Annotated in this window: 10 protein-coding genes and 2 pseudogenes; all 12 read right to left on the bottom strand. The window is 53.0% G+C overall.

Annotation, left to right across the window (positions count from 1 at the left end):
- Window positions 1-262: pseudogene (locus P378_RS16995) on the bottom strand (SpoIIIAH-like family protein); the annotation flags it as partial.
- Window position 263: 1 nt separating this feature from the next.
- Window positions 264-458, bottom strand: coding sequence for a hypothetical protein (locus tag P378_RS22420; protein ID WP_238473379.1), 195 nt, complete (start codon window positions 456-458; stop codon window positions 264-266).
- Window positions 422-886 carry a hypothetical protein gene (locus tag P378_RS16990; RefSeq protein WP_238473378.1) on the bottom strand — a complete coding sequence of 155 codons (465 nt, stop codon included), beginning with the start codon at window positions 884-886 and terminating at the stop codon, window positions 422-424. Before P378_RS16990 ends, P378_RS22420 begins: the two co-directional genes overlap by 37 nt.
- Window positions 887-1,052: 166 nt before the next feature.
- The gene (gene spoIIIAF, locus P378_RS16985) at window positions 1,053-1,685 is read right to left on the bottom strand and encodes a stage III sporulation protein AF (RefSeq protein ID WP_099084052.1); all 633 of its coding nucleotides are present in this window, start codon (window positions 1,683-1,685) and stop codon (window positions 1,053-1,055) included.
- 9 nt (window positions 1,686-1,694) lie between these two features.
- Window positions 1,695-2,845, bottom strand: a pseudogene (gene spoIIIAE, locus P378_RS16980) (stage III sporulation protein AE).
- Window positions 2,846-2,876: 31 nt separating this feature from the next.
- Entirely contained in the window at window positions 2,877-3,263 is a 387-nt protein-coding gene (gene spoIIIAD, locus P378_RS16975; protein WP_099084051.1) for a stage III sporulation protein AD, read from the bottom strand.
- 118 nt (window positions 3,264-3,381) lie between these two features.
- Window positions 3,382-3,582: a stage III sporulation protein AC gene (gene spoIIIAC / locus P378_RS16970; protein ID WP_099084050.1), complete on the bottom strand. Its 201-nt coding sequence runs from the start codon at window positions 3,580-3,582 to the stop codon at window positions 3,382-3,384.
- 17 nt (window positions 3,583-3,599) lie between these two features.
- Window positions 3,600-4,118 (bottom strand): stage III sporulation protein SpoIIIAB, encoded by a 519-nt coding sequence (spoIIIAB, locus tag P378_RS16965; RefSeq protein WP_099084049.1) that lies wholly within the window; start codon window positions 4,116-4,118, stop codon window positions 3,600-3,602.
- The gene (spoIIIAA, locus tag P378_RS16960) at window positions 4,112-5,125 is read right to left on the bottom strand and encodes a stage III sporulation protein AA (RefSeq protein ID WP_099084048.1); all 1,014 of its coding nucleotides are present in this window, start codon (window positions 5,123-5,125) and stop codon (window positions 4,112-4,114) included. Before spoIIIAA ends, spoIIIAB begins: the two co-directional genes overlap by 7 nt.
- A gap of 161 nt (window positions 5,126-5,286) precedes the next feature.
- Window positions 5,287-6,996: an FAD-dependent oxidoreductase gene (locus P378_RS16955; RefSeq protein WP_099084047.1), complete on the bottom strand. Its 1,710-nt coding sequence runs from the start codon at window positions 6,994-6,996 to the stop codon at window positions 5,287-5,289.
- A gap of 113 nt (window positions 6,997-7,109) precedes the next feature.
- On the bottom strand, window positions 7,110-7,328 hold the full coding sequence (locus P378_RS22415) for a chorismate mutase (protein ID WP_420796021.1): 219 nt from the start codon (window positions 7,326-7,328) through the stop codon (window positions 7,110-7,112).
- Window positions 7,329-7,480: 152 nt separating this feature from the next.
- Window positions 7,481-7,690 (bottom strand): ACT domain-containing protein (locus tag P378_RS22410; protein ID WP_238473377.1); only part of this gene is annotated, 210 nt, incomplete at its 5' end.

Raw genomic sequence — 7,690 nt, 5'->3', positions numbered from 1 at the left:
TTCCTGTCTCCTCCTGTTCAACCTGTACGGCGTTGCCGGAAGGAGTGCTGTCGGGCTTAATGATGTTCCCGGCGGCATCTTTGGCATTTTCCAAGGAGGGTTCCTGTTTCTCAGGTGCATATTTGCCGCTTTCCTGGATCACCGGGGGGTTGGCCATTCTCACTGCATCTTTTACCTCGCGGATCCCGCCCTTGTAGCCCACAGCCAGCAAGGTGATCCCAACGACTGTTAACAGTCCAAGGAACCAAAAGCGCTTGGACATATCATTCACCTGCCTTTCTGGCCATTACAATGACCTTCTGGGGTTCCACCCCTAAAGCCACCTGGGTGGCTCTGAATAACTGCGCCTTTACGCCAGGGTCACCGGCGCCGTCTGCCACCACCAGCACACCGGCTACGGTGGGTGCAATTTCCCTGCTCATCACCGGGGTTTCTTCACCGTTACGGCTGACCAGCACCAGCTGCCCGGTGTCGGTGTCCTCCGTAAGGACCTGGTTCCACCGGACTGGTCTTTCTCCTGGGTGGTTTTCTTACCGGTGGACGTATTGACAGCGTATTCCGTCTGAGTGGAATTTTCCAATCTTACCGTAACTTTAACTTTGCCCGCTCCCTCCACCTGTTCCAGCATTTGGCATAACTTCTGGGACAGGTACTCCTCTTCGGAAGCCATGGCCGTCTTGGCCTGGTTGTTCTGATTTTGGATGACTGCGGCTTTTTCCTGGACCGGCGGTGGTGTCTTGGCGGATTTATCATTACCCAGCCCGCCCAGGAACAGCAAACCAATTCCGATCACGGCACCGGCGGCCAGCAGCTTTATTTTTTTCATTTGCTCCTTCTTCGGTCCGTCCGCCTCTCCGTCTCCTACCAGGTTTTTTAACCAGCTCATAGAAAACCCTCCTTGCCTGATAGTGTAGTTCTTTGGGGTCTAGTTGCTAGCCTAATAGGCATTTCTCTGGGGTCCTGTTGTTAGTTGGGGAATATCTAGAGGGCCCATCGTAGTTGTGAAGTTAACTATTAACTAGACCCTTAAGGAATACCCTTAAGTCAAACAGCTATTTCTCCACCACCTGCACTTGATCCACCGGTATGTTGTAAAAATTGGCCACCGTGCGGGCCAGCTTGCGGGCCTGTTCGCTGTTGGCCGGGGTGGCGCCTGTAGCCTGGTCCGGGGAACTGTTGGCTTCCACGGTTATTTCCACAGGTTTTACCCTTTGCACCGTGCTGGTACCGTCCTCCACGGGCTCGCGGGAAATTTCCAGAGTGACGCCGGTTAACCGTCCAAAATCCGGATCCTCGGGAGCGCCGGAAGTTTTTACTTGAACCCCGGTTACGTTCAAGTTGTTTTGCAGCCGGGCCAGGGCCAGCACCTGCTTCTCCAACCCCTGCCGGTATTCCGTCATGGCCTGCTCCTTTTGTTTACCGCCCAGCTTCTGTCCCTCCGCCATAATGTTTGCCAGGGGAGGTCCCTGTGCGTTTTGGTTGAGGGCCGGCAGTTCGAACTTAAAATCCTGCTGGACAAGGTTGGCCCCGGCTTCCAGCACCACTATAATAACCAGCAGTCCCATCACCATTTTCACATAATCTTGCATTTGGCTGCTGGGCAGCAGCATTTCCAAAAACACCGCCAGCACGATGATGATGACTAAAACCTGCACCAGTGTCTTGATACTTTCCAAACCTGTCATCACCTCACTTTAACGCAGCATGGTCATCAAATCGCCCATTCCAACCACGATGGTGATGGCAAAGAAAAACAACAATCCCACCGTGGCCACCGCGGCAAAGATGCTGATCAGGCTCTTGCCCAAACCGGTCAGGCAGTCCGCCATTTGCTTATCCCCCACCGGCTGAATGAGTGCCCCCGCCAGTTTGTATACAAAGGCCACCGCAAAGATCTTAATCATGGGTAAGATGGTCAGCACAAAGATAATGATGACCCCGGCAATTCCCACGGCATTCTTAATTAACAGGGAAGACCCGATCACCGCGTCCAGCGCATCCGAAAACATGCCGCCCACCACCGGGATAAAAGCATCTGTGGCAAATTTGGCCGTCCGTATTGCCACCCCGTCGGTCACCGAACCGGCCACGCCTTTGATGGCCAGAATGCCCAGGAAGACAGTGAGCATAATCCCAGCACGCTCATGGCTACGCTTTTCATTAAGTCTGCCAGGCGGGATACTTGAAATTTCTCCGACAGGTTGCTCAAGATGCTTAAAATCGCCGAGAAAAAGATTAAGGGAAAAACGATGACCTTGATGATTGTCCCGATGGCCGTGATGGAACCAAAAATGATGGGATGAAAGATGGCCGTTGAGGCTACGCCTCCCATGGCTGCCAGCAAAGTTAACAACAGGGGAAGCAGGGCCTGCATAAAGTGGACCATGTTGTCCACCGCTTCCCGACCAATATTGACTGCCAGGGTAAAGGTCCCCACTGCCAGGCTGATCAACGCCATGTAACTGACGGCATAGGCCAGTTTGCCGGTGGTCCCCTTTTCAAAAGAAGACATTAAATTCTGCAGCACCGCACAGATGACCGCCAGCACCACCAACTTCCCCAGCAGCGAAGCGTTGGCCACCACCTCTTTAAAGAAAAATTTAATAAGTCCTATAAAAACGTCCGAAACCTGCCAGTCCAAATCTCCCTTTACCAGCTTAAGAACCAATTCCTTAAACTTCAGTTCCGGGACCGCTCCCTCAATCTCGGAGTTCAAATGTTCCACGAACTCCTCCAGTTTGCTCATCTCCAGCTCGCCCAGTTGTCCTTCGGGACCTGAGCTTTGCTGTTCAGGTGCCGCCTGTACCGGAACCGGGGATAAAAGCAAACAAAGCATGAACAGCATACAAATAATTTTTGGCAACCTTCTCCCCACCTTAAGGCACCAGTTTTATCAGTGACTGTAATACCGCTACGATAATGGGTACCGCCATCACCAGAACGATAATTTTCGCCGCAAACTCAATCTTGGAGGCCAGGGCGTTCTCACCGGCATCCCGGCAGATTTGGGAACCAAAGTCCGCAATATAGGCGATGCCCACAATTTTTAAAATGGTTCCCATGTAGATCATACTGACATTGGCCTGGCTGGCCAGGTCTCTTAAAACAGTAAACACGCCCGTAATTTGAGGCATCATGATAAAGAAAATGATGACGCCGGCTGTCATGGTCAGTAACGTGGCCATGGGCGGTTTTTGCTGGCGCAGAATGATGGCCAGGATGCATACCACCAAACCAAGTCCTACAATTTGTAAAATGTCCATGCCCCTGTCACCTCACTTGTGAGATGTGAGAAGTGGGAGGTGAGAAAATAAAACACTTAAAATATCTCACTTCTGATTTACTCACTTATTATCTACCTGAATCCTTGATCAGCAGGATTTAAAAAAGTTTAAACACCGATTTAACCTGGTCAAACAGGCTTCCCAGGAGCTGCACCACCCAGAACAAAACCACCGTCAGGCCGCCCAGGGTGGCCAGGACGGCATAGTCGTCCTTTTTATATTCTTTTAACAGGGTGCTCAATACGGCCGTTAACAGTCCCACCCCGGCAATCTTAAAGATCAAGTCGATATTGCCCATGCTTCTTTTCCCCTTTCCTAGATCAGGATCAGTACGATTGTAAGACCGCCCAGAAAACCTAAATAGTTGTAAACCTTGGTATTCTTTAAGGAGGCCTCCTCGGCCTTGGTCTGCTCCAGCTTCAGCTGTTCCTTGGCCAGCACCAGGTGCTTCACCTGGTCCTCCCGGTCGGAAACCCCCAGGCTGTTCCCCAGTTCCAGCAAAATGCCCCGGTCGGCCCTGGTCAGTGCCGACTTGGGATAATATTGATTTAGCGCCGTTTCCCAGGCCTCCCTGGCGGTGATGCCCCGCATGGTCATCAGTTCCTCGCCGGTTCGGCTGAATAAAGGGGCCACCCGGGGATCACAGCGTTCTGCCACATGGGTCAGGGCCTCCGGCAGAGGCGTGGCCCCGTAGGATACCTCTGTCTCCAGCATCTGCAGGGCGTTCAGCAGAGACCTGATCTCACCCGGGCGCCGGCTGTAGCTGCTGGCAACTGTCATGCCGATAAGCGTGCAGGAAAAAACCACTGCCGCCGCGCCCAAAAATTTCAGCATCGTTTCACCCCCAACGACCGCATGGTCCGGCCGTCAATAATGTCTTCCACCGTTCCTACACCCTTCGATCTGCCCAGCAAAACAAATCGCTGGATGGCCTTAATTTTAAATAAATACTGTAAGGCCGGGCGGTCAGCCAGTTCTTCCAAGGACGAACCATGGACCGTGGTCAGAACCTTTACCCCGGCGTTTAACACCTCTTCCAGGGCCGCCACATCCTCCTGGCGGCCGATTTCGTCGGTGGCAATCACCGACGGCCCCATGGAACGGAGCAGCATCATCATCCCTGCCGCCTTGGGGCAGGCATCCAGCACATCGGTCCGGGGGCCGATATCCCGCTGGGGGATGCCGCGGTAGCAGCCGGCAATTTCTGAACGCTCGTCCACCACCCCGACATTGATGCCCGGAAAACCCAGTTCCGGAATTCCTTCACTGAGCCTGCGGATCAGGTCCCTCAACAGGGTGGTTTTACCGCAGCGGGGGGGCGACACCAGCACCGTGTGGAAAAACCTTCCTTCAGGAGAAATGAGATAGGGCAGCACCCTGTCCGCCACTCCCTTGACCGCGCGGGAGATACGAAAATTGAAACCCGAAATGTATTTGATATTCTTCACCATCCCCTGGTCCGTGAGCACCTTGCCGGTGATGCCCACCCGGTGCCCCCCGGGAAGGGTGATAAAGCCGTTCCTCAGTTCTTCTTCCAGCGCATAGAGGGAACTGCGGCTCACAAGTTGGGTGACTCGTTCCACATCGTTGGTGTTTACCACATAGGCCTCGCTCAGGCAGGAAGCAACCGCCCCCTTTTCGGAAACATAGCAGTCCCCCTGGGCCAGACCCAACATTAAGGGGCGTCCCTGCCTGATGCGAATTTCCTCCACCGTTTCCTTGACGGCCGGCGGCAGCTCACTCAGCATCTGTCGCAGGTTCGGGGGCAGCAGGTTCAACACTTCATCCACGGGTGTAGCTTTATTGATATCAAGGGCTTGTATTTGTCTCAAAACAGACATAGTTTGTCCCCTCCCTATCTTATACATATTGGTCGAAGCTCCAATTTATGCCAGATAACACCCGGTTTAAGGACAAAAAAAATGCCCTTATGGGGCTTATGTACTATTCATAAGAATAAATAACCCGTACGAATCCTTCCGCACGGGTTATTGGCGTTCTTTTAAAAATCATCCATATCGAAGGGCCAGCCTTCCATGCCGGCTTCCATAAATTTGACGTTCTTAAATCCGGCACCCTGCAGGATGCGGGCAGCTTCATAGGCGCGAGTACCCATGACGCAGACGGTGACAATTTCCTTGTCTCTCGGTACCTGGTCCAGTTTCTCCCGCAGCTCGCCCAGGGTTAACTGCTGTACCCGGTCGTCTCCAATGTGGCGCATGTTAAACTGCTGGGGTGTCCGGACATCCAGCAGGACAAAGTCTTCCCCGCGCTCTAATTTCTCCTGAACCTCCTGTGGAGTATAGGTATTGGCCACGCCTTCCAGTTTGTTCTTCAGAGCCAGTCCGGTATGCACCATGGGATCAATGGGCGTGTTGTAGGGGGGCGCATAACCAAGGTCCAGGTTCAGCAGGTCGTCCAGGGTGCCGCCGTAAAGCATCATGGTGGCCGCCACGTCGATGCGTTTGGCCACTTCCCCTTTGCCGATGCCCTGGAGGCCCAGCAGCTTTTTGGTGCCATTTTCCACGATCATCTTCAGTAAAATCTTGTTGCTGTCGGGGTGATAGTGGGTCATATCAAAGGTAGCAACCATGATGGACTCGATATCATACCCCAGGGCCCGGGCCTGAACTTCACCCAGACCGGTGCGGGCCACATTCATGCCCATGCAGTGCAGCACACCGGTGCCCAGAATCCCCTTAAAGGTAGATTGGCCGCCGGTAACGTTGTCGCCCACCACGCGCCCCTGGCGGTTGGCATAGGTGGCCATGGGACCGTAAACCTTTTTGCCGGTTAAAAGGTGGGTGTTTTCAACACAGTCGCCCAGGGCATAAATGTCCGGGTCGCTGGTCTGCATGTATTCATTGACCACAATGGCGCCGGTTTCACCGATGGTCAGACCGGCCTCCTGGGCCAGCTTCACATTGGGGCGGACGCCAACGGCTAAAATGACGGCATCCGCGTCAATGGAACCTTTGTCGGTAATGACCCGGGTCACCCTGCCGTCTTCGCCTTCCAACTTGAGAACTTTCTCCCCGAAACGGCCTTCCAAACCCTGCTCGTAGAAGTTTTTGTAGAGCAGTGTGCCCATATCCGGGTCCAGGATGCCGGGCAGCAGGGTATCTCTGAATTCCACTACGGTTACGGCACGCATGGGATTGAATACGGCATCCACAGCTTCCATGCCGATAAAACCGGTGCCGATAATCACCACATCGTTCACTTCCCCGGCGTCCAGGGCCTGCTTAATCCTTTCAGCATCCTCCAGGTGATTTAAACGGTAAACCCCTTTCAGGTCGAGGTTTTCTATGGGAGGAGTGATGGGGTAAGAGCCGGTACCCAAAACCAATTTATCGTATTCAAAAACACTTTCTGCGCCGGTGTCGACATTGCGGGCGATCACTTTTTTGTTTGCTCTGTCAATGGAGATGGCCTCGGTGCCGGTGAATACGTCCACGCCCCGTTCGGATTTAAAGAACTCGGGATCACGCTTAACGCCATAGGAAGTAGAATACAGGTGATCAAAATCGTGAATCTTTCCGGAAAGGTAGAAAGGCATACCGCATCCGGCATAAGATATGTACTTACCCTTTTCAAGAATGGTAATTTGCGCATCGGGATCTAAACGGCGTGCCCTGGCTGCAGTCTTGGGACCTGCGGCTACACCGCCAATGATTAGGATCTTTTTGCTGGACAAGAATAGCGCCCCCATTTCTTCAAAATTTTAATAATTATATTATAACACCAACAATAGAATAGATTCAATACTTGCTCCCTCTTATTACCAAAACTAATTAGTATGGGAACTAAAAAGTAACATCCCAGTCATAAAGTCTGAGATGTTACCTGGTTTAATTGAATATCCACAAAATAGTCCATCAGGATCCGGTAAACGGTCTCCGTAATATCCTGGGACAATCCATGATGTTGGGCCAACCGGCGCACCTGCGCCAGCACCTGTGCTTCCCTGGCGGGGTCCCGAACCTGCCCGGTAGGCTGTTTGATCTCTCCCACCCTGGTGACCAGCTTCGCCCTTTTGCCCAGCAGTTCAATGATCTGCCGGTCGATGATATCGATATCCGCCCGGAGTTCCTCCAGGGTCTCTTCCTTCTTCCTGTTCTCCTGGCAATCGGTCCTTTGACAGGCCGGATAACATCCCAGAACTCGAATCTGGCGGGATTGGGCAGCAATTTCCCTCAGGGCCTCTTTGACCGCCGGCTGGTGGCGGTGGCCTCCAAATCGATAAAGAAGATATATTCGCCCAGGTAGGTTCTGGCCGGGCGGGATTCTATGCGGGTTAAATTGACTCCCCGCCAGGCAAACTCCTTCAAAAGGCTGTAAAGGGCCCCGGGGCGGTCAATCATGGAAACCACCAGGGAGGTTTTGTAAGGAACATCCCTGTAGGG

Source organism: Desulforamulus profundi (genome assembly GCF_002607855.1).
The sequence above is the reverse complement of the archived record's forward strand: the minus strand, read 5'-3'. Positions and strand labels throughout refer to the sequence as shown.